Below are 26,956 nucleotides of genomic sequence, written 5' to 3' on the forward strand. Positions count from 1 at the left end.
TGTTGCCGATGTACTTCTGGCACGGGACGATCTTCTTGCTCGAGTCCCCGACGATGGTGATCTTCTTCAGGGTCGCGCTGTCGCCGTAGTTGGTGTTGATGCCGACGATCGCGAGGCCCTTGTACGTCGCCTCGATGTTGCTGAGGTTGATCGTGCGCTTGTACTGCGTCTTGCAGTTGCGCAACTGCGCACCAGCTTGCCGAAGTTCTGCACCGCGAAGTTCGACACGTCGAGCGTGCCGGCGCCGTTGAACTGGAACACCTTGTCGCTGGCCTCCTTCGCGCCGCCGCCCGAGACGGTGTACACGTTGGACGACGAGGAGCCCTTGAACGTCGCCGCGTCCTCGCCGACGTCCTCCCACCAGACGTTCTGCAGCGTGCAACTGCCCTCGCAGTGGATGCCGTCGGCGGCGGGGGCGCCGATGATGACGTTCTTCAGGACCGTGCCGGGAGCCAGGTCCAGGATCGGTTTCTGGTTCTCGCTCCGGCCGCCGGTGCCGAGGTCCCCGCTGCCGTACAGGCGCTTCATCCCGTAGTCCTTGGTGCCGGACAACGAGATGGTCTTGGTGACCGGCTGGCTCCCGTTGGGGGTGGGCCAGGTGGCCGCGTCGGCGGGGCCTCCGTTGGCCATGATCATGCCAAGCGTAAGGCTGAGGGCGGCGAGCCCGCCCGCCAGTGCGCGTCCGGACCCGGTACGCGCGCGTGCTCGTACGTGTACGGGTACTCGTGAAGTCATGTCCCGAATGCCTTCTTCCGAGTGGGGGGTCGTGGGTCATGTGTGTGACCAACGTGCGCCATGCGGAACGCAATTGAGGCATGGTCGGCTCTGCGTGCCCCTGCATGGCGCGTTCGGTCACGCTGATGAACGGACCGTATAGAGGGCAAGCGCTTTCTAGTCAACGGATCGCGCACCGTCGTCCCCGGTCCGGGGGAAGTGATGTGGGAGCGCTTCCATGACGGGCGTGTTCATGCCACGATGGCCGCCGTGAAGCAGCCCACCAGAGCGCCCTTCGCCACCGTGCTGAGTGTCTGTGTCCTCGTGCTGACCCTGATCGTGACGGGTTCGGCGGTCCGGGCACTGCTCGACCGGCCCGACTCGGCCCCGGCCCAGGGCGGTTCGGGCACCCGCAGCCACTGGGTCAACACGTGGACCGGCATGCCCCAGCTGACCGAGCCCGCCAACCTGCCGCCCGCGCCGTACACCGGTGAGAAGTCCGTGCTGGTGGACACCACCCTGCGGCAGACCGTGCGGGTCACCGCCGGCGGCCATCGCATCCGGCTGCGCTTCTCCAACGCCTACGGCGACACCCCGCTGCCGCTGACCGCCGTGACCGTCGCCCTGCCCCAGGGCGGGAAGGCCGGGGTCGGCGCGGTCGAACCGGGGAGCCTCAGGCGGGTCACCTTCGCGGGCCGGGACGCCACGACCGTGCCGGTCGGGGCCCAAGTGGTCTCCGACGACCTCGACTTCGACCTGCGCGCCGGGACCGAGCTGACGGTGACGGCGTACACCGCCCGCGGTCAGGCGTCGCTGGCGCTCACCTCGCACCCCGGCTCGCGTACGACCTCGTACCTCGTGCACGGCGACCACACGCGCGACCAGGACCTGACCGGTGCGACCGCCGTCGACCACTGGTACCTGCTCAGCGACGTCGAGGTGCTCGCGCCCGCGCGTACCCGGGCGGTGGCCGTCGTCGGCGACTCGCTCACCGACGGACGCGGCTCCACGACCAACGGCAACGACCGCTGGCCGGACCAGTTCTTCGACCGCCTCCGGAGCCGGCCGGACACCTCGGACATCGCCGTGCTCAACCAGGCGGCCGGCGGCAACCGCGTCCTCAACGACGGCCTCGGCCCCAACGTCCTCGCCCGCCTCGACCGCGACGTGCTCTCCCGCAGCGGGGTCTCCTGGCTGATCCTCTTCGAGGGTGTCAACGACATCGGCACCGCCGCCGCCACGCGCGAGGCGCAGCGCGCCGTCACCGACGACCTGATCGCCGGGTACCAGCAGATCGTCGTCCGCGCCCATGCCCTGGGCATCCGGGTCTACGGCGCGACGATCACGCCGTTCGCGGGCAACTCCCTGTACGACGACGGTGCCGGGGTACGGGAGGCCACCCGGCAGCGGGTGAACGCCTGGATCCGCACCCCTGGCCACTTCGACGCGCTGATCGACTTCGACCGGGCGGTGCGCGACCCGTCGGCGCCGGACCGGTTGCTGCCCGCCCTCCAGGTCGGCGACGGGCTGCACCTCAACCCCGAGGGCTACCGGGTGCTCGCCTCGGCGGTGCCCGAGGGACTGTTCCGTAACAGGGGATAACCAGCGCGGAGACGGGCACTCGGTGAGGCACGGAAGGCGGTCTCGTCCGAGGAGAGTCATGGCTGAGCAGAAGTCGTCGCCAGCCCTTACGGCGCCTGTGCGCGGCGCGGCCTCGGTACTGCGCAGAGTGCCCGGTGCCGACACGGTGAGCAGGGCGGCGGCGGACACCCTGGACAAGGTGAGCGCGGTCTCGCCCCGCAGGCGGCGGATCGCGGTGTACGTCGGCGCCGGGGTACTCGGTGCCGCGGGTGTGGTGGAGTGGCCCGTCGCCCTCACCGGCGCGGCCGTGGCCTGGCTCACCCAGCCCCGCCCGGCACATCCGGCGGGCGCCGGACAGGCCACGGGGACCCCGGCCGAGGGCCCGGAACTCGCGGCCGCCGACAACCGGCGAGCAACCGAGCCCCCTGGCCCGGTGGCCGTCGGCGACCGGGCAGCCGAAGAGAAGCGGCCCACGCACCGCACCGCCGACACGGAGCCCGAACCCCCGCACGACCTCGGCACCGCGGCGCTCAGGAGCGGGGGCGGGGCGGAGGGTGCTGAGGCTTCCGGCGGGGCCGGGGTGGCCGCCGAGGCCGAGGCCGGGGGAGGCAGAGATGCCGAGGCTTCCCGTGGGAGCCGGGTATCCGGCGGTGCCCAGGCGGCCGGAGGCAGCGGCGTGTCCGGCAGTGCCAAGGCATCCGGCGGCATGGGGATGTCCGGCAGTGGCCAGGCATCCGGCACCACCGAGGCGTCCGGCACGGCGTCGGGTGGTGCCCGGGCGGCCGGAGGCGGCGGCCCGTCCGACAGCACCAGGGCATCCGGCGGTGCCGGGGTCTCCCGCACCGCAGAGGCTTCCCGTGAGCGCCGGGCGTCCGGCGGCGCCCAGCCCACCGGCGACAGCGGCGCGGCCGAGGCGTCCCACGGCTCCCGGGCCGCCCACCACACCGGAGCCGCGCGGTCCCACGGTGCCACCGGTCCGCTCGGTCCCACGGCGCGGCCCGGCCGCACCACGCGCTGAGGAGGGGCACGGTGTTCGGGTTGCCGACGGTGCCCTCGGCGGTGGTACGGCTGCTGCCCGTGCCGCCGCGGCTGCTGGCGCCGGCGGTCGGGGTGGTGGCCGGTGCCGCCGCCGGGACGGCGCGGGCCGGGGTGCGCGGTGCGGACGCCGCCGTACGGGTGGCGCGGGTCGCGCGCAATGCGCTGCCCGGCCCCAATGACCACTGGCGGGCCGGCGCCCGTGCTCATCTGGCGCTGCGGCCCGTGGAGGAGGAGCGCGTGCGGCGTGCGGGCGGGACGGCGCGGTTGGCGGGCCGGGTGGCCGAGGCGCTGGCCGAGCGGCCCGACGTGCTCGTCGCGTACTGGGACGAGGGGCTCGCGCGCCTGGTGGTGACCGCGGCCGGTGAGGAGGCCGCCGACCAGGTCGTGGCGCACGCCGCCGACCTGGCCGAGCGGCACGGACTGGCGCTGTCCGCCGGGGACGTGGAGGAGACCACGCATCCGGCCGACCCCGCGGGGGTGCGCGCCGCCGTGGCCGCGCTCGCCGCCGACGGGGTGGGCATCGGCGTCGCGCTCACCGGGTACGCGCTCCGGCTGCCGCCCTCGCCCCGGCTGGCGACCGCGGTGGTGACGCTGCTGCGGGAGAACCCGCACTGTCGTGCCTGGCTGCGCGCCCGGATCGGTGACGCCCACATGGACCTCGCACTGGCCTGCGCGAACGCCGCCGCCCACGGCGCCGGACAGACCCCGACCTCCCTCGTGCTCGACGGCGCGCTGCGGGCCTGCCAGGTGGCCGAGACGGTGGCCCGCGCCGCCGCCTTCGACGCGGTGCACGACCAGCTGTGCGCCCCCGGCCGCGTCAGTCTCCCGGCGGACGGGGCCCTCCGTCCGCCGCTGCCGGAATCCCCGGCCCAGGAGTACGCCGACCACGCCTCCGTCGGCAGCCTGCTGGGTGCCGCGGCCACCCTGCTCGTCAAACGCGACGGCACCGAGGCGGCGGAGGCGGTCCTCGCCGGCTCGCCGAAGGCCGCCCGCTACGGCCCCGCCGCCTTCCACGCGCTGCTGAGCGGCGCGCTCGCCCGCACGGGAGTGCTGGTCCGGGACCCGGACCGGCTGCGCCGGCTGGAAATGGCCGGCACGCTCGTCGTGCACGACGGCGTGCTGCGCACCGACGAGGGCGAGGCGGACCCGTGGGCCGAACCGGTGCTGGACGCGGCCCGCCGGGCGGGCCTCAGGGTCGTCCTCGCGGATGATCCCGCCCTCGAGGACTTCACCGGCCTCGCCGACCGGGTCGTGGACGCGCGCCGGCCGCTGGACGACGTGGTGTACGAGGCGCGCGGGGACGACGGCGCGGGTGTGGTGCTCGTCGTGGCCCGGGTGCGCACGGCCGACGAGCACGACGTCCTCGCCGGACTGTCCGCCGCCGACATCACCCTCGCGCTCACCGACCGCGAGGGCGCGGTGGTCTGGGGCGCGGACATCCTGGCCCTGCACGGGCTGCCCGACGTGTGGCGGGTGCTGACCGCGATCCCGGCCGCCCGTACCGTCGGCCGGCACGCCCAGACCCTGGCCCGCTCCGGTGCGGCGCTCTCCGGTCTCCTCGTGGCCGTCGGCGAGGCGCACGGCGGCCGCGGGCGCCTCGCCGCCCTGCCGGGGCTGCGGCACGTCCCCGTCGACGCCGCCGCCGCGTCCGCCCTGTTCTCCGGGGCCCGGGCCGCGTTCGGCGTGGCGGTGGCCCGGCCCCCGCACCCGCATGCGCGCGTGCACTGGCACGAGCTGGCCCCCGAGGAGGCCCAGGAACGGCTGGAGCACGAACCGGCCGCCGAGAGCACCGCGTGGGACGAGCTGACCACCCGCGTGCGTCAGGCCGCCGCCGGGGTCGCCGGGCACCCGCTCGTCGCGCCCGCGCGCTGGTCGTACCGACTCGGCCGGGCCGTACGCGGCGAACTACAGGACCCGCTCACCCCCGTCCTCGCGGTCGGCTCGGCGGCCTCGGCGATCCTCGGCTCGGTCGTGGACGCCCTGCTCGTCCTCGGCGCCCTCGACCTCAACGCCCTGGTCGGCGGCATCCAGCAGCTGCGCGCCGAACGGGCGCTGTCCGGACTGGTCGCGGAGCAGCAGCGCAAGGCGCGGTTCGTACCGCCCGAGGCCGAGGCACCGGCCGGTGGCACCCGCACCGTGGACGCGGGCGAGCTGTGTCCGGGGGACGAGATCGAGCTGAAGACGGACGACGTGGTGCCCGCGGACGCCCGGCTGCTGTGCCAGGACGGGCTGGAGGTCGACGAGTCCGCGCTGACCGGCGAGTCGCTGCCGGTGGAGAAGCAGACGGACCCGACCCCGCACGCGCCGGTCGCCGACCGGCGCTGCATGGTCTTCGAGGGGACGACCGTCGTGGCGGGCCAGGCCCGCGCCGTCGTGGTCGACACCGGCGAGCACACGGAGGCCGCCCGCGCCGTCCACCTCGCCGCCCGGCGACCCCCGGCCGGCGGCGTACAGGCCCGGCTGCGCGAACTCACCCGCGAGGCACTGCCGTTGACCCTGGCGGGCGGGGCCTCGGTGACCGGACTCGCGCTGCTGCGCGGCGCCCCGGTCCGGGACGCGGTCAGCGGCGGGGTGGCGGTGGCCGTGGCGGCCGTACCGGAGGGACTGCCGCTCGTGGCCACGGTCGCCCAGCTGGCGGCCGCCCGGCGGCTGAGCCGGGGCGGTGTCCTCGTGCGCACCCCGCGCACCCTGGAGGCGCTGGGGCGCATGGACACCGTCTGCTTCGACAAGACCGGCACCCTCACCGAGAACCAGTTGCGCCTGGTGCGCACCTGCGATGCCGACGGCACGGTCCGCCCGGTGGACGACCCCGCGTCCGCCGGCAGCGTACGGGCCGCCGCCCGCGCCTCCCCGCAGGCCGACGGCGGTGCGGAGCAGCCGGTGCACGCCACCGACGAGGCCGTGCTGGCGGCGGCCGGTCCCGATCCGGACTGGACGCGGTGCGCGGACCTGCCGTTCGAGGCCGCGCGCGGATACGCCGCCGCCGTCGGTCACGGCGGCGACGGTCCCCTCGTGCTCGTGGTCAAGGGCGCCCCGGAGACCGTGCTGCCCGCCTGCTCGGGACTCGCCGCGCACGCCTCGGAGGCGGCCCAGAGCCTCGCGGGGGACGGCCTGAGGGTGCTGGCGGTGGCCGAGCGGCGGCTCGGCGCGGACGAGCAGCCGGCCGACGTCCTCGAACAGCCACTGGACGAGCTGGAGTTCACCGGTCTGCTCGGCCTGTCCGACGTACCGCGCGAGACCTCCACGGCGCTCGTCGAAGGGCTGCACGAGGCGGGCGTACGACCGGTCATGCTCACCGGGGACCATCCGCAGACCGCACGGGCCATCGCGGCCGAGCTGGGCTGGCCCGAGAGCACCGTCGTGGTCACCGGGGACGAGCTGGCGGCGGCGGACCGGGCGGCCAGGGCCCGGATGCTGCGGGACGCGGGTGTGGTGGCGCGCGTGGCGCCCGAGCAGAAGCTCCAGGTCGTGGAGGCGCTGCGGGACGCGGGCCGGGTCGTCGGCATGGTGGGCGACGGCGCCAACGACGCCGCCGCCATCCGCGCCGCCGACATCGGCGTCGGCATCAGCGCGCGCGGCTCGGCCGCCGCGCGCAACGCCGCCGACATCGTCCTCACCGACGAGGATCTGACGGTCCTGATCGCCGCGGTCGGCGAGGGCCGGGCGCTGTGGCACAGCGTGGCCGACGCCATCGCCATCCTGATCGGCGGCAACGCGGGCGAGGTCGGCTTCGGGCTCCTCGGCACGCTGCTGTCCGGCCGGGCGCCGCTGTCCACCCGGCAGATGCTCATGGTGAACCTCTTCACCGACCTGTTCCCGTCGATGGCGGTGGCGGTCACCGAGAAGGAGGACGGCGCGGACCCGGCACAGGTGGAGGAGCCGGCCGGGGTGCTGGGCGAGCCCCTGCTGCGGCAGATCCGGCACCGGGCGCTCACCACCTGCGTGGGCGCGGTGACGGCCTGGCTGATCGGCCGTTTCACCCCCGGCACGGCACGCCGCTCGAGCACGATGGCGCTGTGCGGGGTGGTCGGCACCCAGCTCGTGCAGACATGGCTGGACCGGCGCCAGAGCCGTCTGGTGCAGTTGACCTGCCTGGGCTCCGCCGTGGCGCTGGTCGCGGCGGTGCAGATCCCGGGCGTCAGCCACGCCGTCGGGTGCACCCCGCTCGGCCCGGTCGCCTGGGCCGGGGTGCTGACGGGGATCTCCGTGGCCCTGGCGGGACAGCGGGTGCTGCCCCGCCTGGAGGAGACGGTACGGCGGGTCCTGCCGCGGTGACCTCAGACCGACCGGTGGTACTGGTCCGGCACCCTGACATCGCCACCCAGCTCACGGGCGGTGTGCCGGGCCCAGGACGGGTTGCGCAGCAGCTCGCGGCCGAGCAGGACGGCGTCGGCCTCGCCGTTCGTCAGGATCTTCTCGGCCTGCTCCGCCTCCGTGATCAGGCCCACGGCGGCGACCGGCAGCGGCGTCTCGGCCTTCACCCGGGCGGCGAACGGCACCTGGTAGCCCGGCTCGGTCGGGATGCTCACGCCGGAGGCGTTGCCGCCGGTGGAGACGTCGAGGAGGTCGATGCCGTGGGCGTGCAGATCGCGGGCGAAACGGACCGTGTCCTCGGTGGTCCAGCCGCCGTCCTGGAGCCAGTCGGTGGCCGAGATACGGAAGAACACCGGCTTGCCCTCGGGCCACACCGCCCGTACGGCGTCGACGACTTCGAGGGCGAAGCGGGTGCGGTTCTCGTACGAGCCGCCGTAGGCGTCGGTGCGGTGGTTGGAGTGCGGCGAGAGGAACTCGTTGATCAGATAGCCGTGGGCGCCGTGGATCTCGGCGATCTCGAAGCCGGCGTCGAGCGCACGGCGCGCGGCGGAAGCGAACTGACCGACGATCTCGGTGATCTGATCCACCGTCAATTCGGTGGGAACGGGGTGCCGTTCGTCGAAGGACACCGCGCTCGGCGCGATCGGCTGCCAGCCGCGCGCCTCCGGTCCGAGCGGCGCGCCCCCCTTCCACGGCTGGTCGGTGGAGGCCTTGCGGCCGCCGTGCGCGAGCTGGATGCCCGGCACGGTGCCCTGGGCGGTCAGGAAGCGGGTGATCCGGCGGAAGGCCTCGACCTGGGTGTCGTTCCACAGGCCGAGGTCGTACGGGGAGATCCGGCCCTCGGGTGAGACGGCGGTGGCCTCGACGATGATCAGGCCGGTGCCGCCCGTGGCCCGTGCCGCGTAGTGCGCGAAGTGCCAGTCGTGCGGGGCGCCGGCGAGCGGGCCCTCCGGCTCGGCCGAGTACTGGCACATCGGGGGCATCCACACCCGGTTCGGGATGGTCACTTCGCGCAGGGTGATGGGCTCGAAGAGCGCGCTCACGCCGGACTCCATTCGTCACGGGACCACTGATCGGCTCGTACGATAACCCTCGTACTACGAGATCTGTCAAACTACGACGTCTCTCGTACAATGACGGAAGCCGAGGGAACCCGCGACGAAAGAGGCAGCCGACGTGACCGACACCGACACCGCCGGCCGCGCGCTGCCGCACCCGGAGCGCGGGGAGATCCGCCTGGAGGCCGTGCTGCACGCGCTCTCCGATCCGATGCGGCTGCAGATCGTGCGCGAACTCGCCGCTCGGGAAACGGAGTTGACCTGCTCGCAGTTCGAACTGCCGGTGACCAAGTCCACCACCACCCACCACTTCCGGGTGCTGCGGGAGAGCGGGGTCGTCCGGCAGGTCTACCGGGGCACGGCCAAGATGAACGGCCTGCGCCGGGACGATCTAGACGGACTCTTCCCGGGGCTGCTCGACAGCCTCCTCGCGGCCGCCGACCGACAGGCCGGCCGACTCGGCGGCGCCTGAACCCACCTTCCCCGGAAGGTGGTTGAAGAGCAGGTTCAGTACGATCGCGGACAGACAACCCGCGCTGATGCCGCTGTTCATCACCGTCTGGAACCAGTCCGGGAACTTCCCGTACACCGTGGGCACGCCGACCGGCAGCATGCCGATCGCCACCGAGACGGCCACCACGGTCAGGTTGTCGTTGCCCCTGAAGTCCACCCGGGCCAGGGTCCGCAGCCCGCTCGCCGCGACCGTGCCGAACATCACCAGACCGGCGCCGCCCAGCACCGGCGCCGGGACCGCCGCGACCACCGCGCCCAGCTTGGGCAGCAGGCCGAGCAGCACCAGGAGGCCGCCGGCCGCCGCGACCACCCAGCGGCTGCGCACCCGCGTCATGCCGACCAGGCCCACGTTCTGCGCGTACGCCGTGTAGGGAAAGGTGTTGAACACCCCGCCGAGCACGGTCGACAGACCGTCCGCGCGCAGCCCGTCGGCGAGCGAACGCGGCTCGACCGTCCGCCCGGTCAGTTCACCGACGGCGATCAGGTCACCGGTCGTCTCGGTCATCGTGACGACGGCCACCACCAGCATCGACACGATCGCGGACGCGTGGAACGCCGGTGCCCCGAAGTGGAACGGCGTGCTGATGCCCACCCAGTCGGCGTCCTTCACCCCGCCGAAGTCGGTGAACCCGAAGGGCACCGCGACGGCCAGGCCCACCGCGATGCCGATCAGTACGGCGACCCGGGCGAGGAAGGCGGGCGCGAACCGCTGCACGCCCAGCACCACCGCCAGCACGAAGGCCGCCAGCGCCAGGTTCTTCGGCTCCCCGAAGTCCTTGGCCCCGACCCCACCGGCCGCCCAGTTGCCCGCGACCGGCAGCAGCGAGACCCCGATGATCAGGATCACCGTGCCGGTGACCAGCGGTGGGAAGAACCGCAGCAGCCTGCCGAAGACCGGTGCCAGCAGCATGATCGCCAGTCCCGCGACGATCACGGCGCCGTAGATCGCGGGCAGTCCGCCGCCCGTCGTCCCGATGAGCACCATCGGCGACACGGCCGCGAACGTACAGCCCTGCATGATCGGCAGCTGGACGCCGAACCGCCAGAAGCCGACGCACTGGATCAGCGTGGCGATGCCGCACACCAGCAGATCGGCGGTGATCAGGTACGCCAGGTCGGCGGGCGACAGCTTCATCGCGCCGCCCACGATCAGCGGTACGGCGACGGCGCCCGCGTACATCGCGAGCACGTGCTGCACCCCGAAGGCGGCCAGCTGCCGTACCGGGGGTATCTCGTCGACGGGGTGGCGGACTGCGGTGGTGGCCATGAGGACTCCAACGAGCGGCGGGCGGCGAGTGGCATCCGAACAGGAGGAGACCGTAAGCGTCTTGAACAGTTTGTTGATTTCCGGACTGTTGCCGCCGTGTGTCCCGCCCCACCGGCGTGTGTCACACCCGGCCGGGCTGTGCCGAGCGGGCCGCCGTGCGCAGCGCGTCCCAGTCGGCCAGCTTGACCACGCTCCGCCCGAGCCGGGCACCCAGCTCGGTCTCGGCCTGCCGGATCGCCAGCCATCCGGACCACAGCACCGGTTCGATCCCGGCTGCCCGCAGGGCCGGCACCGGATCCTCGGGCACCCGCTCGCCGAGCAGCACGGGTGCGTCCGTGAGCAGCGAGGCAGCCGTCTCCTTGGCGCAGGGCCGGTTGGTGCCGATGACACCCGTCGGACCGCGCTTGATCCACCCGGCGACGTACTCACCCGGGGAGGGCACCCCGCCGCGCACGACCCGGCCCTCCTCGTGCGGCACCGTGCCGCTCGCCGGGTCGAACGGCAGCCCGTCCAGTGGCACTCCGCGATAACCGACCGACCGCAGCACCAACTGGGCCGGCACGTCCTCGTACCGGCCCGTGCCCGTCACCCCGCCCTGCCCGTCCGGCGCCGTCCTCTCGAAGCGGACGGCGCCCACCCTGCCCCCGTCCGCGAGCAGTTCCACCGGCCGCAGGAAGAACCGCAGACTGATCCGCCGGCCGGCCGGCGCCTGCGGACGCTCCGCCCAGTCGCGCAGCACCTCCAGATTGCGCCGCTGTGCGCCGGGCAGCGTGCCGGGGTCGGCCGGGTCGAAGGCCAACTCGCTTTCCTGTACGGCCACTTCGGTGCCGGGCAGGGCGCCCAGCTCGCGCAGCTCCTTGGTGGTGAAGCGGGCCTGCGCCGGACCGCGCCGGCCCATCATGTGCACCTCGGTGATCCCGCTCGCCGTCAGCGTGTCCAGGGCCGCCTGCGGAATGTCCGTTGGGTTCAGCTCCGCGGCACCCCGGACCAGCATCCGCGCGACGTCCACCGCCACATTGCCCACGCCGATGACGACGGCCGAGCGCACCCCGCCCAGGAAGCCCGCGTCGGCCGCGTCCGGATGTGCGCTGTACCAGGCCACGAAGTCGGTCGCCGACCAGCTGCCCGGCAACTCCTCGCCGGGGATGCCGAGCCGTCGGTCGGAGGCGGCGCCCACGCAGTACACCACCGCGTGGTACAGCTCCCGCAGCCGCTCCACCGGCAGCCCGCCCGGGCCCACCCGGACCCCGCCGAGGAAGCGCACCCGCTCGTGCTCCAGCACCGCCGCGAGGCTGCCCTGCAGGGACTTGATCTTCTCGTGGTCCGGGGCGACGCCGTACCGGACCAGACCGTACGGGCACGGCAGCCGGTCCAGGACGTCCACCCGGACCCCGGGATCCCGCTGGACCAGGCTCTGGGCGGTGTAACACCCGCTCGGCCCCGAACCGACGACGGCGACACGCAGCACAGCGGAACTCCTTGACGGAAGGAGGGTGTGCGGACCGCTTCAGCATGGCACCGCCCGGGGCGTGGTGGCAGGGGCCGGCGGGGTGACGTGGGCGCGTGTCCACCCCTATGGAGTGTGATCATATGATCACGTTGTGTATGCGCTGGAAGCATCCTTTGAGGGCGGTTGAGTGCCCGAAAAGGGCTCAGGTGAGGTCGGTCCGCTGCTCGGTCGCGAAGAACCGGGACAGATCCCGCTCCCGCACCGCGGAACCCGTCTCGCTCTCCGGCGGCACACCCAGCGACCAGTCGAGCCCGTACCGCCGGAACAGCTCGGCCCGCAGGGCCGGGATCGGCATCGGCGCCCCCGGGATCAGCGCCGCGTACACCGCCCCCATCAACAGGGCCCGCAGCATCGGGTAGTCGGCCGCGACGTTCCGGGAGCCGTACCGGGCGACGGTGTCGCCGAGCAGCTCGCCGAGCCGCTGCTGCTCCGGGCACTGCACGAAGCCCTCCGCCTGGAGCAGGCCGGCCATGTGCTGCCGCATGAGCACGGGTTGGTCGCGGGCCAGGCCCAGGATCGCGTCGATGGCCCGGGCCAGCCGCTCCCGGCCGTCCTCGGTGCGCGGCTCGCGCTCCAGCGCCTCCTCCAGCGTGCCGTGCATCAGCCGGTGCACGGCGGACTGCACCAACTGGCGCTTGCCGGGGAAGTAGTACGACACCAGTCCGCGCGCCGAACCGGCCCGGTCGGCGATGTCGCCCAGCGTGGTGGCCTCGAAGCCGTGCTCGCCGACCAGTTCCACGGCCGCCTGCAACAGCCGCTCCCGGGAACGCCGTCGCAACTCTTCATTGACCGAGGCGCTGCGCGGGGACATCCTGTAACTCCTGCGTTGACTGGCTGCCAGCCAACTATACTCAACGCGGGAGACACCGCTCTGTGCGGGTCTGTCCAGGGCTGCCGTCCGTCTGGGGCGACGCGGGGGATCGTCTCAGACGGGCGGCGCGTGAGCGAGCCGGCCGAACAGGCCCTGGGCAGTGCTCAGCCCACCAGGTCCAGTACCGGCAGCAGTGCCTCGGGCCGTTGTGTCACCGGCAGATGGTCCACGAAGTGCACCCGGCAGCCGAGCGCGGCCGCGCCGCCGTCCGCCTCCTTGCTGTCGCCCACCATCACCACCTCCCGGGGATCGGCGCCCAGCGCCGCGCAGGCCACCGAGAACAGCCGCGGGTCCGGCTTCTGCACACCGTGTTCGTACGACAGCACGTACGCGTCCACGTACGGGTCGAGCCCGTGTTCCCGGAACACCGGGCGCACGTCCCAGCCGATGTTGCTGACCACCCCGACCCCGATCCCGCGCTCGCGCAGAGTGCGCAGCACCTCGGCGGCGTCCGGGTACGGGGACCAGGCGGCCGGGGTCATGTGCCGTTCGTACAGGGCGTCGTACAGCCCCGGGTCGGGCAGCGGCACCCGCCGGGCCGCGCCGGTGTAGGCGGCCCGGTGCAGCTGCGCGGTCTCGTCCCGCACCGCCCAGAGTCCGGCGAGGTCCGACGGCAGCCCGACCGGCTCCACACCGCCGCCCGGCAGTGCGCCGGCCGCGTCCAACGCCCTTGCGATCTCGATGAGTTGGGGTTCGGGAAGGGGATGCCCCGATGCGTCCAGTGTCGCGCGTAGCCAGGACTCGGCGGACTCGATACGGAACAGCGTCCCGGAGAAGTCGAACAACACGGCAGTCATGCCCCGGACTCTATCGAGGGTGCTGCACAGGCGAGTTGACCCTGCGAGACAAACCGCCCTCATGCGTGCTTCCTGGTGAGCCGTCACCAACCCCCAGCGCACCCGGGTCGCGCCCACGCCCACCATCGGGACCAGCGCCACCGCCACGGCCGTGCGCCACAGCGCCCGGCCCACGCTGCCGCGGCTCAGCCGAGTGCCCGCAGCCCCGGTACCAGCGTCACCAGCACCGGGATCACCGGCACCAGCGCCGCGAGCGCCGTGAGGCGGAGCCGGTGCAGGGCGGGCAGGCGGTCCGGTGCGGTGAGCAGGCGGTGCACGCGCTGCGGCACATGGGCCTGCGGGGTGGGGGAGGGGCCGAACACGCCCCGCTCCTCGTTGAGTTCGACCAGGGCCAGCGCGGTCGTCAGCCGGCCGAAGCGCCGGGAGGCCATGTCGTCGGCGGCCAGTTCGACCAGCCGGTGCATCTCGTCGCGGAACGCGGCGAACACCGGCACCTGCGGGAACCCGCTCGCCAGCGCGGCGGAGCTTGCCAGCAGCCAGCCGTGCCGGGCCCGCTGGTGGCCCCGCTCATGGGCGAGGAGCGCGTCGAGCTGACGTCCCTTCAGACGGCGCAGCGCGGCCGTGGTGATGACCAGCCGGGGTGCCGCACCGGCCAGCCACCAGGCGTCGGGGCGCTCGGCCTCCAGCACCACGACCGGGCCACTCGCCGGCTCCTCGCCCGGCAACAGCGGTGCGCGCACGAGGAGTTCGGCCCGCCGTGCACGCCGCCGGGCCCGGGACCGTACGACCTCGCGCACCAGCATCGCGAGGCTCCACAGACCGCCGGAGGCGAGCAGCACCGCGGTGGTCGCGGCCCATGGCCGGGACGTACCGTGCGCGTACGCGTCCACGACCGCACGCGGAGCCGGGGCGAACACATGGCCGCGAACCGCCTCCCAGGCCGCGGCCGCGCTGAGCGTCATCGACAGCGCGCAGCACAGCAGGACGGCCACCACGACGCACTGCCACACCCACAGGGCGACGACCGGTTCGCGGTCCGTCCAGTCGGCCCGGGCGAGCAGCCGGGGGGCGGCAATGGCGGTCAAGGCGCCGAGCAGCAACAGTGCCACGGGGACCATCATGGACAGCACCCTATGAGCGCGGGGCCGCTCACCGTACGGTCCCTGGCACCGAAGTGACGCAGACAACGCCGTCGGCCGTTCCGCGCGCGCCGTTCACATCGTCAACAGCATCGCCACCATGCCGATCCCCATCGCCAGCCGGCACGCCCGCGCCAGCTCCGGGCGGTCGCCCCAGCGGGCGGAGGCGGACCCGGCGGCCGTGACGGGGGCGGGCACCAGGCGGGCGCCGGTGAGCAGGACGTACCCCGTGAAGTACACGAGGAGCGCGCCGGTCAGCAGCGGCACCCCGGAGCCGCCGTGCACGTGATGTCCGGCGGGCGGGGTCGCGGCCATCGCCACCGCCATGTAGACCATCGCGGCCGTGCCCACCAGGTGGTGCAGATGATGCGGGGTCGTGCGAGCGGCCCACAGCGCGTGCAGTGCCGCCGCGCCGAACACCGCCGCGTACACCGGCCACGCCCAGCGTGGCGGCGTGAAAACGGCCGCCGGTACGGCCATCACGGCCATGCCGAAGCCCATCAGCGCATCGCCGCCCGCGGACCGGCGCTGCTCCTCGACTCCGCTGCGCATCCGTAGCAGGCAGTAGGCCCCGGTCGCCGCGCACAGCGCGACCAGCAGCCAGGCCGCCGGTATTGGTCCGTGCACGCGCACCTCCCGCTCGACGGTCGGTCGAAGGACGTCGAGGGATGCGATGCCCATGCGATGCGGGGCGCACGCGAGCGCAAGGGTGTACACGGGGAGCGTTCGGCGGAGCACGGCGGGTGAGCAGAATCGGGGGACAGGCATTCCCTGGGATGTTTCACGAGTAAAACACATGCTAAATTGATGAGTATGAGCAGCGTGACCGGCCGACTTCCCCTCGCCGGAGTGCTCCGCCTCGGGCGGCCCTCCGACATCTGGTTCAAGCCCGCGCTGAGCGTGGTGGCCGCGGTCGCCCCGCCCAATCTGATCCTGCTGGCACTCGGCCGCCTCGACCTCGCCATGTACACGATGGCCGGGTCCCTGTGCGCGCTCTACGGCCACAACCGGCCCTACGCCGCCCGGGCCCGCGTCCTCGCCCGGGTGGTGCTCGGCATGGTCGGAGGTCTCGCCGTCTCACTGATCGCGGCGTCGCTCACCACCGACGCCGTCGTCCTGGTCGCGGTCGGCGCCGTCATGGCGGCCGTGCAGAAGACGGTGTGCGACGCCACCCGGGTCGGACCGCCCGCCAACGTGGTCCTGACCTTCATCAGCTCCGCCTCGCTGTTCGCGCCGCAGACCCTCGGCCAGGTCCCGGGGCACGTCGGGCTGGCCCTGGCGGCGGGCGTCTGGGCCTGGCTGGTCGGCATGGCGCCCGGGCTGCCGCGTCCGTACGGGCCCGAACGGCGCGCCACCGCCCAGGCGTTGAACGCCGCGGCCGCGTACGCCGCCACGGACGGCACCGGCGCCGGACATGCCAGGGCCCGCGCCGCGAGCGCCGCCGCGATCCACGCCGCCTGGCAGTCCCTGCTCGCCGCACGTCCCGACCGGGCCCGGCGCGCCCTCGAACAACTCCTGGTGCGGGCCGAGGTCGCTCTCGCCGCCCCCGCCGACAGCGACCCCGACCGCCTGCGCGCCTGGGCCCGCGAGCTGCGCGGCACCGGCCGCACACCGAGGGTCGCACCGCCCCGCGAGTCCGCCGAAGAACTCCTCGGCGTGGCGGCCGAACTCGCCGAGCCGCAAAGGAGGTTGCGGCATCGGTTGGTCCCCCTCGCGCCGATCGCGGTGCGCACCGCGATCGGCTGCGCCCTCGCCGGCTACGCCTCCCTCGCGCTCGGCGTCGGCCGCCCGTACTGGGCCCTGGTCACGGCGGCCTCCCTGTACCAGGCCAACGTCACCCTCACCTGGAGCCGGGGCGTCCAGCGTGTCGTCGGCAACCTCGTGGGCGTGCTCGCCTTCGCCGTCCTCGCCCCGCTCGCCCATCTCCACCCGGCCGCCCTGGTGCTGTGCTGCCTCGCCCTCAACTTCGGCGCCGAGGCGCTGATCGGCCGCAACTACTGGCTCGGCAGCGTCTGCGTGACCCCGATGGCCCTGCTCATCACGGAGTTCGCCCGCGCGCAGGACCCGGCCCGGCTGATGACCGAACGGATCCTGGACACCCTCGTCGGCGCGCTGGCCGGCTTCGTCGCGGCCGTCGCTGTCACCAACCGCCGCGCGGGCGACCGCCTCGAACACGCCCTGACGGCGGCGGAACGCGCCCGCGACAACACCGACCGGCTCCTGGCCCAGCCACACCCGACCCCCCGCGCCCTGGAATCCGCCCGCCGCGCCCTCGCCGCCGCCCTGGCCGACCTGCGCGCCACGGCCGACACCGCCGCCGGCGAATGGTGGCAGCGCGCCCTGCCCGAGGAGCGGATCGTACGCGTCGAGCAGCGCGGACACCGTACGCTCGCGGCGACGGTACGACGCCAGGGGTTCGTACCGCGGTACGACGAGGCCCAGGACCAGGCCCGTGACCGGAACCGGGTCCAGGACCCGGGCAGGGCGACGGAGGACATACGGCCATGACGGCGACGAACGACGGACCGACGCCCGCGGACCACACGACGGGCGGGGGACCGGGGGGCGGAGCGGAACGGGCCGGGAGGCGGCGGGGGGATGCTGAGGTTCTGGGTGGTGGGCGGCCGGGGGATGTGGAGGTCTCGGATGGTGGGCGGCGAGGGGGTGCTGAAGCCCGGCACGGCGCTCGGCCGGGGGATGTGGAGGACCCGGGAGGTGGCCGGCCGGGGGATGCTGAAGTCCCGGGCGGCGCGCGGTCAGGGGGCGCAGAGGCCCCGGCCGGCGGGCGAGCGGGGCGTGCGATGTCCAGGGGAGGCATCGGCTCCGGGGCGGGCGCGGAATCCGGGAGCGGAGCTGATGTCGATGGTGACCCCGACTCCGGGACCGACATCGGCGCGGCCGTCGGCATCGGAAGCGGTTCCGGGGCCGGCCCCGGCACGGCCGCCGGTATCGGAACCGGTTCTGAGGCGGGCACCGAATCCGGTAGGGGCACAGACGCCGGCACCGGAACCGAGACAGGCATGGGCGTCGGCGCCGGGCCGGGGGACACCGTCGCCGCCGTCGTCCGGCAGTGGCGGGCCGTGCATCCCGAGTTGGACACCGGGCCCATGGAGGTCATCGGGCGGATCAACCGGTGCGCAGCCCTTCTGCAGCAGGCCGAGGACGCGCCCCTGCGGCGGGCCGGGCTCAGTCGTCCGGAATTCGACCTTCTCGGGGCGCTGCGCCGTACCGGTCACGAGCTGACCCCGGGGGAACTGGCCCGGGAGACCTTCTCCTCCGGGGCCGCCGTCACCAAGCGGCTCAAGCAGCTGACCGAGCGCGGACTGGTCGAGCGGCGCGGCGACACCCGGGACCGCCGCGTCGCCCACCTCCGGCTCACCGACGCCGGCCGCGACCTGGTCGACGGCATCCTCCCCGAGCAACTCGCGTACGAGACCGCCGTACTGTCGGTTCTGGACCCGGAGGGACAAGGCGAACTCGCCGGGCTACTAGGGGAGTTGCTCGGCCGACTGGAAGGCCGGATGGGGGCGCTGCGGGCCTAGCGGGGGCGGCTCCCGCGGGGAGTCGTGCGGGACCGCGATGTCGGCCTGGCCTCCTGGACCGGAGTGAAGGATGCGGAAATGGGGCAAGCCGCGGTTCAGGCCTCCGTCCCCGCGAGGTGCACCCCGAATGCCGCACCCTGCGGGTCCCGCAGCACGGCGATGCGAGGGCCGTCCGGCACCGTCACGGGGGCCAGGACGACGGCACCGCCCACCCGGTCCGCGACCTCGGCCGTCGTGTCCACGTCGGCCACCGCGAAGTACGGCATCCAGTGCGCCGGCACCTCGGGCGGGAACCGGTCGCCCATGTCGGCCAGGCCGCCGAACCGCGCGCCGTCGACGGCCCACTCGGTGTACCACTCGGAGACGTCGGCGCTCCAGCCGAACACCGTGGTGTAGAAGTCCCGGGCCCGGTCGGTGTCCCGGGTGGCCAGCTCCACCCAGCCGAGCGCGCCGGGCGCGTTGAACAGTCCGGCGCCCGGGAACGTCCGCGCCTGCCACAGCTGGAACGCCGCGCCGGTCGGGTCGAGGGCCACCGCGAACCGGCCGATGTCGAACACGTCCATCGCGCCGACGAGCACCGTCCCGCCGGCCTCCTCCACACGCCGTCCCGCCGCGTCCGCGTCCGGCACGGCGAACGACACGTTCCACGCCACCGGCTGGGTATCCCGGTACAGCGGGGTCAACGCGGCGACCGGCGCGTCACCCAGGTGCGCCACCGTGTACCCGCCCGCCTCCGGACGCGGGTCCGTCTCCGGCCGCCAGCCGAACAGCTCGGCGTAGAACCGCTTGGCCCCCTCCAGATCGCTGGTCCCCAGCTCGGTCCAGCACGGTCCGCCGGCCACCGGCTTGTCGAACTCCATGACGGTTCCTTCCGGACGAGGGATGGGACGTACGAACGGCCCTGCCACACCACTCACAGCCCTCCCCCCCGGCACGCTAACCCCGCCTCACGCCCCCGGCCATCCGGCCCGCCCGCCCTGGCGCTCACGAGGACGAGGACGTCGCTCACCGCGCCGGCCTCGAGTGGCGCTTGCGGGTCTCAAATCCCCGGCCGGTACCGCATCGGATGGTCGGCCGGGACCTCCACCAGGGCGATGGGGACGCCGTCCGGGTCGGTGAGCCACATCTCGATCAGGCCCCAGGGCTCCTTCACCGGTGGCCGGACGATGGCGGCGCCCTTGGCCCGCAGCTCCTCGTGGGCGGCCGTCAGGTCGTCGACCTGCAGCCACAGCCGTACCGAGGGTGACGGCGGGGTCTCGGAGCGTCCCGAGAGCTCCAGGAAGCCGCCGCCGAGGAAATAGACGGTTCCGCGGTCGGGGCCGGTACCGAACTCCCGGTACACGGACAGGCCCAGCTGCTCGCCGTAGAAGGCGCGGGAACGCTCGGGGTCCGTGGGGGTGAGCAGCGTCCGGCTGCTGAGTACATGCACCATGCCGGCGGAGCCTACTGGCAGGGTTACCCTCGATCCTGGCTCAGCCACGCCCGAGATCGAAAGGCTGCCCATGGACACCGCCGCCACCGGACTCACCTTCCGCGACGCCACGGACGCCGACGTCGACACCCTGGTCGCGCTGATCGAGTCGGCGTACCGAGGCGACACCAGCCGGGTCGGGTGGACCACCGAGGCGGACATCCTCGAGGGACAGCGCATCGACCCCGAGGGCGTGCACGAGGTGATCAAGTCGCCGGACAGCCGGCTGCTGGCGGTGGAGCGGAACGGCCGTGTCGTCGCCTGCTGCCAGCTCGAACACCGCGGCGACCACGCCTACTTCGGCATGTTCGCGGTCAGCCCCACACTGCAGGGCGCCGGCCTCGGCAAGGTAGTGATGGCCGAGGCCGAGCGCCGGGTGCGGGAGGACTGGGGTGTCACCGCGATGCACATGACGGTGATCTCCGTACGGAACGACCTGATCGCCTGGTACGAGCGCCGCGGCTACCGCCGTACGGGACAAATGAGCCCCTTCCCGTACGGCGACGAGCGCTACGGCATCCCGCAGCGCGACGACCTCCAGTTCGAGCTGCTGGTGAAGCGGCTGACGTAACCCTCACGCGGTGAAGCGGGCCGTCCGTTTGATCTCCGGGAAGTCGGTCGCCGCGCCGTCCAGCTCCAGGGCGCGCACCAGCCGCAGATGGTCCTGCGTGTTGACCACCCAGCCGATGATCCGCAGCCCGGACGCGCGCGCATGCTCGACGATCTCCAGGGTGATCCGGCGGATGTTCAGACACAGGGTCGGGGCGCCGACCGCCACGGCCCGCTCCACCACGTCGGTGCCATAGCGCCCGGCGATCAGCGCGGTGCGCACCCCGGGCACCAGCCGGGCGATCTCGGCGACCGCCTCGTCGTGGAACGAGGACACCTCCACCCGCCCCACCAGGTCCCGCTCGTGCATGACCTTCGCCAGTGCCCGGGCCGCCGCCACATCCTTGATCTCGGCCTGCAACGGCGTGTGCACCACGTCCAGCACCTCCTCGAACACCGGCACCCGCTCGCCGCGGCCCGCGTCGAGGGCGCGCAGCTCGGCCAGGGTCTTCTCGGCGATCGGCCCGGAGCCGTCGGTCGTACGGTCCACCTCCGCGTCGTGCATGACGACCAGGGCGCCGTCCTTGCTCAGGTGCAGATCGAGTTCGATGAGATCGAGGCCGGCGTCCTGCGCGGCGACGAAGGAACGAAGGGTGTTCTCGGGCTCGACACCCATGACCCCGCGGTGACCGATGGTAAGGAAGTTCAAGGTTCGACTCGCTTCCGTCGACGGCGGCTCGGCGCGCGCGGGACGGGCGGACGCCGTCGTCCGCGCGGGCCAGGCTCGCAGCCTAATCGCCGGGACCCGCGATGAACCCGCACGTGCAGGCCGTACGGGTGCACGCCGCGCGCCCCAACTGGCCGGAATGCGCCCCAGTCGTCACCCGCTCGTGGGCGAGTCTCCGCCTCCTTGACCGACCGGATCGCTACTGCGCCGGGATCAGGGGTACTCGGCGGAAGTGAGCGTCGTCACGGTTTACGGCAGGAAAAACATCCGTGACCATGGGACTGGACAGGAAAATTTCCCGGGCTGCCTCTTGATGGCGGAAACCGGGTATGCATACGGTGTCCATACGCGAGGTTCTCCCGTGGAGGATGGGACATGACGGAAATTCTTGTGCAGGCGGCTTTGAAGGGGCAGATTCCTTCGTCGACGAGGGTGATCGAGCATCCGGCTTGGCCCGTGCTCAAGGATGCCGTGGAGCAGATCCGGCCATGGCAGAGCAAGGACGGGTCGATCGACTTCGCGGCCGAGGGCGCCCCCGCCCAGGCTGACGCCGAGGCCGCCGTACGGCGTGTCGTCGAGGCGGTCGAGCAGCTCTCCCCGCTGCTCCCGCACGACAAGGCCTACCACGAGGCCGTGGTGCAGGACCTGCGCCGCTGGTCCGAGGGCGGCTTCGAGGTGCCGGACTTCCTGGACTCCCTGCTGGCCTTCCAGCCCGCCGCGAACCGCGCGGACGGCCTGCAGCACCTGGTCGTCTTCCCGATGTACACGCAGAACGGCAACCTGGACCGCAACCTGGAGGCGGTCGTGCTGCGCATGGTCTGGCCGGACTGGCTGGCCGAGCTGGAGCGCACCCGCTACGACAACCCCTTGTTCTGCGGCATCACGTTCGAGGACTTCACCTCCGGTTACGACACCAACTCGGCCGTCCTCTTCCCGGAGACCATCGCCGTACGCGAGGCGCCGGAACGTTTCTCCTGGGGTGGCATCTTCTGCGACCGCGAGGCCGCCCGCTTCCGCCGGGTCACCGAGGCCGCCGTCGACATCCTGGGCCTTCAGCTGCCCGAGGACATCGCCGCGATGGTCCACGACCAGAAGCGCTGCGAAGAGGCCTTCGTGCTGTGGGACATGGTCCACGACCGCACCCACAGCCACGGCGACCTGCCGTTCGACCCCTTCATGATCAAGCAGCGCCAGCCGTTCTGGATGTACGGCCTGGAGGAGCTGCGCTGCGACCTCACCGCCTTCAAGGAGGCCGTCAAGCTCCAGGCGGACGGCGTCCCGCAGGCCCGTGACGTGCAGTACGCGGTGCTCTTCGACCGGATGTTCCGCTTCCCGGTCACCGGCGACCGCAACCGCAACTACGACGGCCTCGGCGGCCAGCTGCTCTTCGCCTACCTGCACAAGCACGACGTGCTGCGCTGGACCGACAACAAGCTCGCCATCGACTGGGAGCGCGCCCCGCAGGTCACCAACCAGCTGTGCGCCGAGATCGAGATGCTCTACAAGGACGGCATCGACCGCCCGAAGCTGGTGCACTGGTTCGCCGGCTACGAGCTGGTCTCCACCTACCTCGCCCCGCACCCCGGCTCCAAGTGGGCCAAGGGCCCGGACGCGCTGGACCTGACCCAGCCGCCGCGCAAGCTCGTGGACGACGTGCTTCCGGACGAGTTTCCGCTGAGCATGTTCTACGAGGCCCTGTCCAAGAAGCTGAAGAATGTGATCGCCGCCACCAGGGGCATCACGGCGGACAGCGCCGAGCCGGTCGCCGCATGAGCGACCGCGTCCAGAACACTGCTGCGAACAAGGGGAAGAACATGGTGGGGAACGGGTCTCTCAGCGGTGCGGTGATCGCGGTGGCCGGCGCGGGCGGACCCGCCGGGCACGCGACGCTGGTCCGGCTCGCCGAGGCCGGCGCGGTCGTCGTCGGCGCCGACAACAATCCCGTGCGCCTGGCGGAGGCCGTGGACGCGGCCCGCTACGCGCGCGGCGGCGCCACGGTCACCGGCGAGACGGTCGACCTGCTCGACCTGGACAACACCCGGGCCTGGGCCGACCGGATCGAGAAGGAACACGGCCGGATCGACGGCCTGGTCCACCTGGTCGGCGGCTGGCGCGGCAGCGCGACCTTCGCCGAGACCGACCTCGCGGACTGGGACCTGCTGGAGAAGCTGCTGATCCGCACCGTCCAGCACACCTCGCTGGCCTTCTACGACGCCCTGCAGCGCAGCGACCGCGGCCGCTATCTGCTGATCAGCGCCGCCGGCGCGTCGAAGCCCACCGCGGGCAACGCGGCCTACTCCGCGGCCAAGGCCGCCGCCGAGGCCTGGACGCTCGCCATGGCCGACGGCTTCCGCAAGGCCGGGATCACCGAGGGCGCTGAGGGACCGCGCTCGGCGGCTGCCATCCTGGTGGTGAAGGCGCTGGTGCACGACGCGATGCGCGCCGAACGCCCCAACGCGAAGTTCGCGGGCTTCACGGACGTCAAGGACCTGGCCGAGGCCATCGAGGGCGTCTGGGGCAAGACCGCCGCCGAAGTGAACGGAAACCGCCTGTGGCTGACCGAGAAGCCGTGAACCCTCCCAAGACCGACGCGCGTCGCCACCACGACCCGCAGGTCCGCGGTTTCGCCAGTGACAACTACGCCGGAGCCCACCCCGAGGTGCTGGCCGCCCTGGCCCTGGCCAACGGCGGCCATCAGGTGGCGTACGGCGAGGACGAGTACACCGAGAACCTCCAGCGGATCATCCGCGGCCACTTCGGCTCGACCGCGGAGGCCTTCCCGGTCTTCAACGGCACCGGCGCGAACGTCGTCGCGCTCCAGGCGGTCACCGACCGCTGGGGCGCGGTGATCTGCGCCGAGAGCGCGCACATCAACGTCGACGAGGGCGGCGCCCCCGAGCGCATGGGCGGTCTGAAGCTGCTCACCGTGCCCACGCCCGACGGCAAGCTCACGCCCGAGCTGATCGACCGGCAGGCGTACGGCTGGGACGACGAGCACCGCGCCATGCCGCAGGTCGTCTCGATCACCCAGAGCACGGAGCTGGGCACGCTCTACACGCCGGACGAGATCCGGGCGATCTGCGAGCACGCCCACGCCCACGGCATGAAGGTGCACCTGGACGGTTCGCGCATAGCCAACGCGGCCGCCTCGCTGAACGTGCCCATGCGGACGTTCACCAACGCGGTCGGCGTCGACATCCTCTCGCTGGGCGGGACCAAGAACGGCGCCGTCTTCGGCGAGGCGGTCGTGGTCATCAACCAGGACGCGGTGCGGCAGATGAAGCACCTGCGGAAGATGTCGATGCAGCTGGCCTCCAAGATGCGCTTCGTGTCGGTGCAGTTGGAGGCGCTGCTGGCGAAGGACCTGTGGCTGCGCAACGCCCGGCACGCCAACGAGATGGCCCAGCGCCTCGCCGAGGGCGTGCGCGCGGTGCACGGGGTGGAGATCCTCTACCCGGTGCAGGCCAACGGTGTCTTCGCGAAGCTTCCGCACGACGTGAGCGAGCGGCTGCAGAAGCGGTTCCGGTTCTACTTCTGGGACGAGGCCGCCGGCGTGGTGCGCTGGATGTGCTCCTTCGACACCACGGAGGAGGACGTCGACGCCTTCGTGGCGGCGCTCAAGGAGGAGATGGCACGCTAGCCCCGGATTGTGCATAGATATGCGGTCACCTGAAAAGTCATTGACGCTCGGGTGGCCGCGTTTCTATGCTCTGCGTCCATGGAGCTGATCCAGAACATCGCCGACCTCTCCGCCTACCTGGCCGCCGACGAGGTCATCGACCATCACCACCCCGTCGTCCGGGAGACGGCCGCCCGACTGGCCGACGGAGCAGCGGACTCGTATGCCTATGCACGCGCTGCCTATGAATTCGTGCGCGACACCATCCCGCACTCCGCTGACGCCGGCGACCCGCGCGTCACCTGGCGCGCCTCGGACGTACTGGAGCAGCGCACCGGCATCTGCTACGCCAAGGCCCACGCCCTGGCCGCGCTGCTGCGGGCCGAGGACATCCCGACGGCCCTGTGCTACCAACGGCTGATGCACGACGACGGCAGCGGTCACGCCGTACACGGCCTCGTCGCCGTACGCTTCCACGGCGCCTGGCACCGGCAGGATCCGCGCGGCAACAAGCCGGGTGTGGACGCGCGGTTCTCCCTGGACGGCGAACGGCTGGCCTGGATCCCCGACCCCGCGTCCGGGGAGGCGGACTATCCGGTCCTGTACGCCGAGCCGCATCCGCTCGTCCTCGGGGCCCTGAAGGCCGCGCCGGACCGGTCGTACCTGTGGAAGACACTGCCGGACGCGCTCTGAGGCGGACGGTGCCCCACCCCGCCCGCGGCCCATGAGTCACGGGGCCTCTACGACGCCGAACGGGCCCATCTCGCCCACTGCGGCAGGCCGGTGAGCGGGTCCGTCCAGGGCCATCTCATGGACGGGCGGCGCCAGCCAGACCGCCTTGGTCGCACGTGCCCGCAGCACGGCGAACCTCGGCCGAACGCCGCAGGCTCAGTGCGCCTCGGCCGCGCGCAGTTGCTCCGCGGTCGGTGCCGTACCCCCCAGGTGGGCCGGCAGCCACCAGGAGTCCTCGGCGCCCTTGGGACGACCGGGGTAGGCGCGCTGGGCGGCATCCAGGAGATCCTGGACGGTCTCGCGGAGGCGGCGGGTGATGGCGCCCGCGTACTGGTCGCGAGGTGCCTCGACCGGCTCGCCGACGCGGATCGTGACGGGCAGGTGGTTGCGCTTGAAGTTGCGGGGGTGGCCCTTCGTCCACAGGCGCTGCGTGCCCCACACGGCCATCGGGACGAGCGGGACGCCCGCTTCCTGGGCGAGGCGTGCCGCGCCCGACTTGAAGCTCTTCAGGGTGAAGGACTGGGAGATCGTGGCCTCCGGGAAGACCCCGATGACCTCGCCGGAGCGCAGCGAGTCCAGCGCGTGCGCGTAGGCTGCCTCGCCCTGGCCCCGGTCCACCGGGATGTGCTTCATGCCGCGCATCAGCGGGCCGGAGACCTTGTGCCGGAAGACCGACTCCTTGGCCATGAACCGCACCAGGCGCTTCTGCGGCAGGGCCGCCAGGCCGTTGAAGACGAAGTCCAGGTAGCTGATGTGATTGCTCACCAGCACGGCGCCGCCCGAGCGCGGGATGTTCGCCGACCCCTGGCAGTCGATCTTCAGGTCCCAGACCTTGAACAGCGTCCTGGCGAATCCGACGACGGGACGGTAGACCAGCTCTGCCATGGGCGGGGTGGACCCTTTCTGCTCTGCTCGGGAAAGGGGGATCCCGGCGGGAAAGTTACGCAGCCGTAGGTTTACGGCGTCTCGCAGATCGTGCCCGAAGAACGGACCGGTAGCCAGTCCTGGTGCCCCGCGGCGGCGAGATCCTCGTCACGTCGGCCTACATCCCACCTCGGATCCTTTGGTCCCCTTTACTCCGCCCGCACCGTGGCCCTCTTCAGCAGCAGGAACATCTCGCACCCCAGGCAGTACCCGAACGCCGCGTTCAGGAAGGCGGCGGCGAGCGCCAGCGCCGTCGCGGCCAGTCCCAGCCACTGCGGCCCGACGGTGAACCCGACCAGCCCGAGCCCCGCGAACACCAGCCCCACCGCCTGCGCGAACCGCGGCGGCTCCGGTGCCTCGAACTCCCTCGGCGGTCCCAGCCGCGGCCGTACGGCCGTGCGGAACGCCCAGCCGTACGGCGATCGCTGCACACCCCCGGCCGCGCCGAGCGCGAACGCCAGCGTCTGCCAGCCCAGCAGCCAGGCGTTCTGTGTGATCAGGGCCACGGCCAGCACGGCCGTCGTCACGGCCGCCCCGAAGCGCGGCCCTCTCACGTCGATGTCCATGAAGCCAGCATTCCGCAACGGGAA

Annotated in this window: 23 protein-coding genes and 1 pseudogene; 11 read left to right on the forward strand and 13 right to left on the reverse strand. The window is 72.8% G+C overall.

The window, feature by feature from the left end; translation table 11 throughout:
* Positions 1–58: 58 nt before the first annotated feature.
* Positions 59–735: pseudogene (locus tag ACH47Z_RS29710) on the reverse strand (pectate lyase); the annotation flags it as partial.
* A 249-nt stretch (positions 736–984) separates the two neighbouring features.
* On the opposite strand from ACH47Z_RS29710, the gene ACH47Z_RS29715 reads away from it, so the two are divergent.
* The 3 genes from ACH47Z_RS29715 to ACH47Z_RS29725 are packed head-to-tail and all read left to right on the forward strand — an operon-like array spanning position 985 to position 7,608.
* The gene (locus ACH47Z_RS29715; protein WP_399079012.1) at positions 985–2,316 is read left to right on the forward strand and encodes an SGNH/GDSL hydrolase family protein; all 1,332 of its coding nucleotides are present in this window, start codon (positions 985–987) and stop codon (positions 2,314–2,316) included.
* Between the two features lie 58 nt (positions 2,317–2,374).
* Positions 2,375–3,313 carry a hypothetical protein gene (locus tag ACH47Z_RS29720; RefSeq protein WP_399079014.1) on the forward strand — a complete coding sequence of 313 codons (939 nt, stop codon included), beginning with the start codon at positions 2,375–2,377 and terminating at the stop codon, positions 3,311–3,313.
* 11 nt (positions 3,314–3,324) lie between these two features.
* Positions 3,325–7,608, forward strand: a complete 4,284-nt coding sequence (locus tag ACH47Z_RS29725; protein ID WP_399079016.1) for an HAD-IC family P-type ATPase — start codon at positions 3,325–3,327, stop codon at positions 7,606–7,608.
* A gap of 2 nt (positions 7,609–7,610) precedes the next feature.
* Here ACH47Z_RS29725 and ACH47Z_RS29730 read toward each other — a convergent pair whose 3' ends face one another.
* A complete protein-coding gene (locus tag ACH47Z_RS29730; protein WP_399079018.1) occupies positions 7,611–8,690 on the reverse strand; it encodes an NADH:flavin oxidoreductase/NADH oxidase in 1,080 nt (359 codons plus the stop codon).
* Between the two features lie 133 nt (positions 8,691–8,823).
* Between ACH47Z_RS29730 and ACH47Z_RS29735 the strand changes: the two genes are divergently transcribed.
* A complete protein-coding gene (locus ACH47Z_RS29735; RefSeq protein ID WP_399079020.1) occupies positions 8,824–9,177 on the forward strand; it encodes an ArsR/SmtB family transcription factor in 354 nt (117 codons plus the stop codon).
* Here the strand turns inward: ACH47Z_RS29735 and ACH47Z_RS29740 are convergent.
* From ACH47Z_RS29740 to ACH47Z_RS29765, 6 genes are all read right to left on the reverse strand, one after another.
* Positions 9,097–10,485, reverse strand: coding sequence for a nucleobase:cation symporter-2 family protein (locus ACH47Z_RS29740; RefSeq protein WP_399079022.1), 1,389 nt, complete (start codon positions 10,483–10,485; stop codon positions 9,097–9,099). The two genes, ACH47Z_RS29735 and ACH47Z_RS29740, sit on opposite strands and share 81 nt — an antisense overlap.
* Positions 10,486–10,606: 121 nt before the next feature.
* Positions 10,607–11,953 carry an FAD-dependent oxidoreductase gene (locus tag ACH47Z_RS29745; protein ID WP_399079024.1) on the reverse strand — a complete coding sequence of 449 codons (1,347 nt, stop codon included), beginning with the start codon at positions 11,951–11,953 and terminating at the stop codon, positions 10,607–10,609.
* A gap of 184 nt (positions 11,954–12,137) precedes the next feature.
* Positions 12,138–12,806 carry a TetR/AcrR family transcriptional regulator gene (locus ACH47Z_RS29750; RefSeq protein ID WP_399079026.1) on the reverse strand — a complete coding sequence of 223 codons (669 nt, stop codon included), beginning with the start codon at positions 12,804–12,806 and terminating at the stop codon, positions 12,138–12,140.
* 164 nt (positions 12,807–12,970) lie between these two features.
* Complete coding sequence (locus ACH47Z_RS29755; protein WP_399079028.1) at positions 12,971–13,663, reverse strand: HAD family hydrolase; 693 nt, start codon at positions 13,661–13,663, stop codon at positions 12,971–12,973.
* A 185-nt stretch (positions 13,664–13,848) separates the two neighbouring features.
* Complete coding sequence (locus tag ACH47Z_RS29760) at positions 13,849–14,784, reverse strand: M56 family metallopeptidase (protein ID WP_399079030.1); 936 nt, start codon at positions 14,782–14,784, stop codon at positions 13,849–13,851.
* A 93-nt stretch (positions 14,785–14,877) separates the two neighbouring features.
* A complete protein-coding gene (locus ACH47Z_RS29765) occupies positions 14,878–15,429 on the reverse strand; it encodes a DUF5134 domain-containing protein (RefSeq protein WP_399079224.1) in 552 nt (183 codons plus the stop codon).
* Positions 15,430–15,615: 186 nt separating this feature from the next.
* Between ACH47Z_RS29765 and ACH47Z_RS29770 the strand changes: the two genes are divergently transcribed.
* Both ACH47Z_RS29770 and ACH47Z_RS29775 read left to right on the forward strand, forming a co-directional pair.
* A complete protein-coding gene (locus tag ACH47Z_RS29770) occupies positions 15,616–17,310 on the forward strand; it encodes an FUSC family protein (protein WP_399079032.1) in 1,695 nt (564 codons plus the stop codon).
* Between the two features lie 512 nt (positions 17,311–17,822).
* Complete coding sequence (locus ACH47Z_RS29775) at positions 17,823–18,344, forward strand: MarR family winged helix-turn-helix transcriptional regulator (protein WP_399079034.1); 522 nt, start codon at positions 17,823–17,825, stop codon at positions 18,342–18,344.
* A 95-nt stretch (positions 18,345–18,439) separates the two neighbouring features.
* On the opposite strand, the gene ACH47Z_RS29780 is transcribed toward ACH47Z_RS29775, so the two are convergent.
* Positions 18,440–19,204, reverse strand: coding sequence for a VOC family protein (locus ACH47Z_RS29780; protein WP_399079036.1), 765 nt, complete (start codon positions 19,202–19,204; stop codon positions 18,440–18,442).
* A 179-nt stretch (positions 19,205–19,383) separates the two neighbouring features.
* Positions 19,384–19,776 (reverse strand): VOC family protein, encoded by a 393-nt coding sequence (locus ACH47Z_RS29785; protein ID WP_399079038.1) that lies wholly within the window; start codon positions 19,774–19,776, stop codon positions 19,384–19,386.
* Positions 19,777–19,846: 70 nt separating this feature from the next.
* On the opposite strand from ACH47Z_RS29785, the gene ACH47Z_RS29790 reads away from it, so the two are divergent.
* Positions 19,847–20,386, forward strand: coding sequence for a GNAT family N-acetyltransferase (locus ACH47Z_RS29790; protein WP_399079040.1), 540 nt, complete (start codon positions 19,847–19,849; stop codon positions 20,384–20,386).
* 3 nt (positions 20,387–20,389) lie between these two features.
* On the opposite strand, the gene ACH47Z_RS29795 is transcribed toward ACH47Z_RS29790, so the two are convergent.
* Positions 20,390–21,073: a glycerophosphodiester phosphodiesterase gene (locus tag ACH47Z_RS29795; RefSeq protein WP_399079042.1), complete on the reverse strand. Its 684-nt coding sequence runs from the start codon at positions 21,071–21,073 to the stop codon at positions 20,390–20,392.
* 393 nt (positions 21,074–21,466) lie between these two features.
* Here ACH47Z_RS29795 and ACH47Z_RS29800 point away from each other — a divergent pair, with 393 nt between their 5' ends.
* From ACH47Z_RS29800 to ACH47Z_RS29815, 4 genes are all read left to right on the forward strand, one after another.
* Positions 21,467–22,864 carry a DUF6421 family protein gene (locus ACH47Z_RS29800; RefSeq protein WP_399079044.1) on the forward strand — a complete coding sequence of 466 codons (1,398 nt, stop codon included), beginning with the start codon at positions 21,467–21,469 and terminating at the stop codon, positions 22,862–22,864.
* Positions 22,861–23,664, forward strand: coding sequence for an SDR family NAD(P)-dependent oxidoreductase (locus ACH47Z_RS29805; RefSeq protein WP_399079046.1), 804 nt, complete (start codon positions 22,861–22,863; stop codon positions 23,662–23,664). Before ACH47Z_RS29800 ends, ACH47Z_RS29805 begins: the two co-directional genes overlap by 4 nt.
* Positions 23,661–24,731, forward strand: coding sequence for a threonine aldolase family protein (locus tag ACH47Z_RS29810; RefSeq protein WP_399079048.1), 1,071 nt, complete (start codon positions 23,661–23,663; stop codon positions 24,729–24,731). The genes ACH47Z_RS29805 and ACH47Z_RS29810 overlap by 4 nt, the downstream gene beginning before the upstream one ends.
* 78 nt (positions 24,732–24,809) lie before the next feature.
* Positions 24,810–25,403 carry a transglutaminase domain-containing protein gene (locus ACH47Z_RS29815; protein ID WP_399079050.1) on the forward strand — a complete coding sequence of 198 codons (594 nt, stop codon included), beginning with the start codon at positions 24,810–24,812 and terminating at the stop codon, positions 25,401–25,403.
* 195 nt (positions 25,404–25,598) lie between these two features.
* On the opposite strand, the gene ACH47Z_RS29820 is transcribed toward ACH47Z_RS29815, so the two are convergent.
* Complete coding sequence (locus ACH47Z_RS29820) at positions 25,599–26,327, reverse strand: lysophospholipid acyltransferase family protein (protein WP_399079052.1); 729 nt, start codon at positions 26,325–26,327, stop codon at positions 25,599–25,601.
* A 188-nt stretch (positions 26,328–26,515) separates the two neighbouring features.
* Positions 26,516–26,932: a DUF4395 domain-containing protein gene (locus tag ACH47Z_RS29825; RefSeq protein ID WP_399079054.1), complete on the reverse strand. Its 417-nt coding sequence runs from the start codon at positions 26,930–26,932 to the stop codon at positions 26,516–26,518.
* Positions 26,933–26,956 lie beyond the last annotated feature (24 nt).

The organism is Streptomyces sp. NPDC020192, assembly GCF_044388685.1.
In the GTDB taxonomy this organism is placed as follows: Bacteria; Actinomycetota; Actinomycetes; order Streptomycetales; family Streptomycetaceae; genus Streptomyces.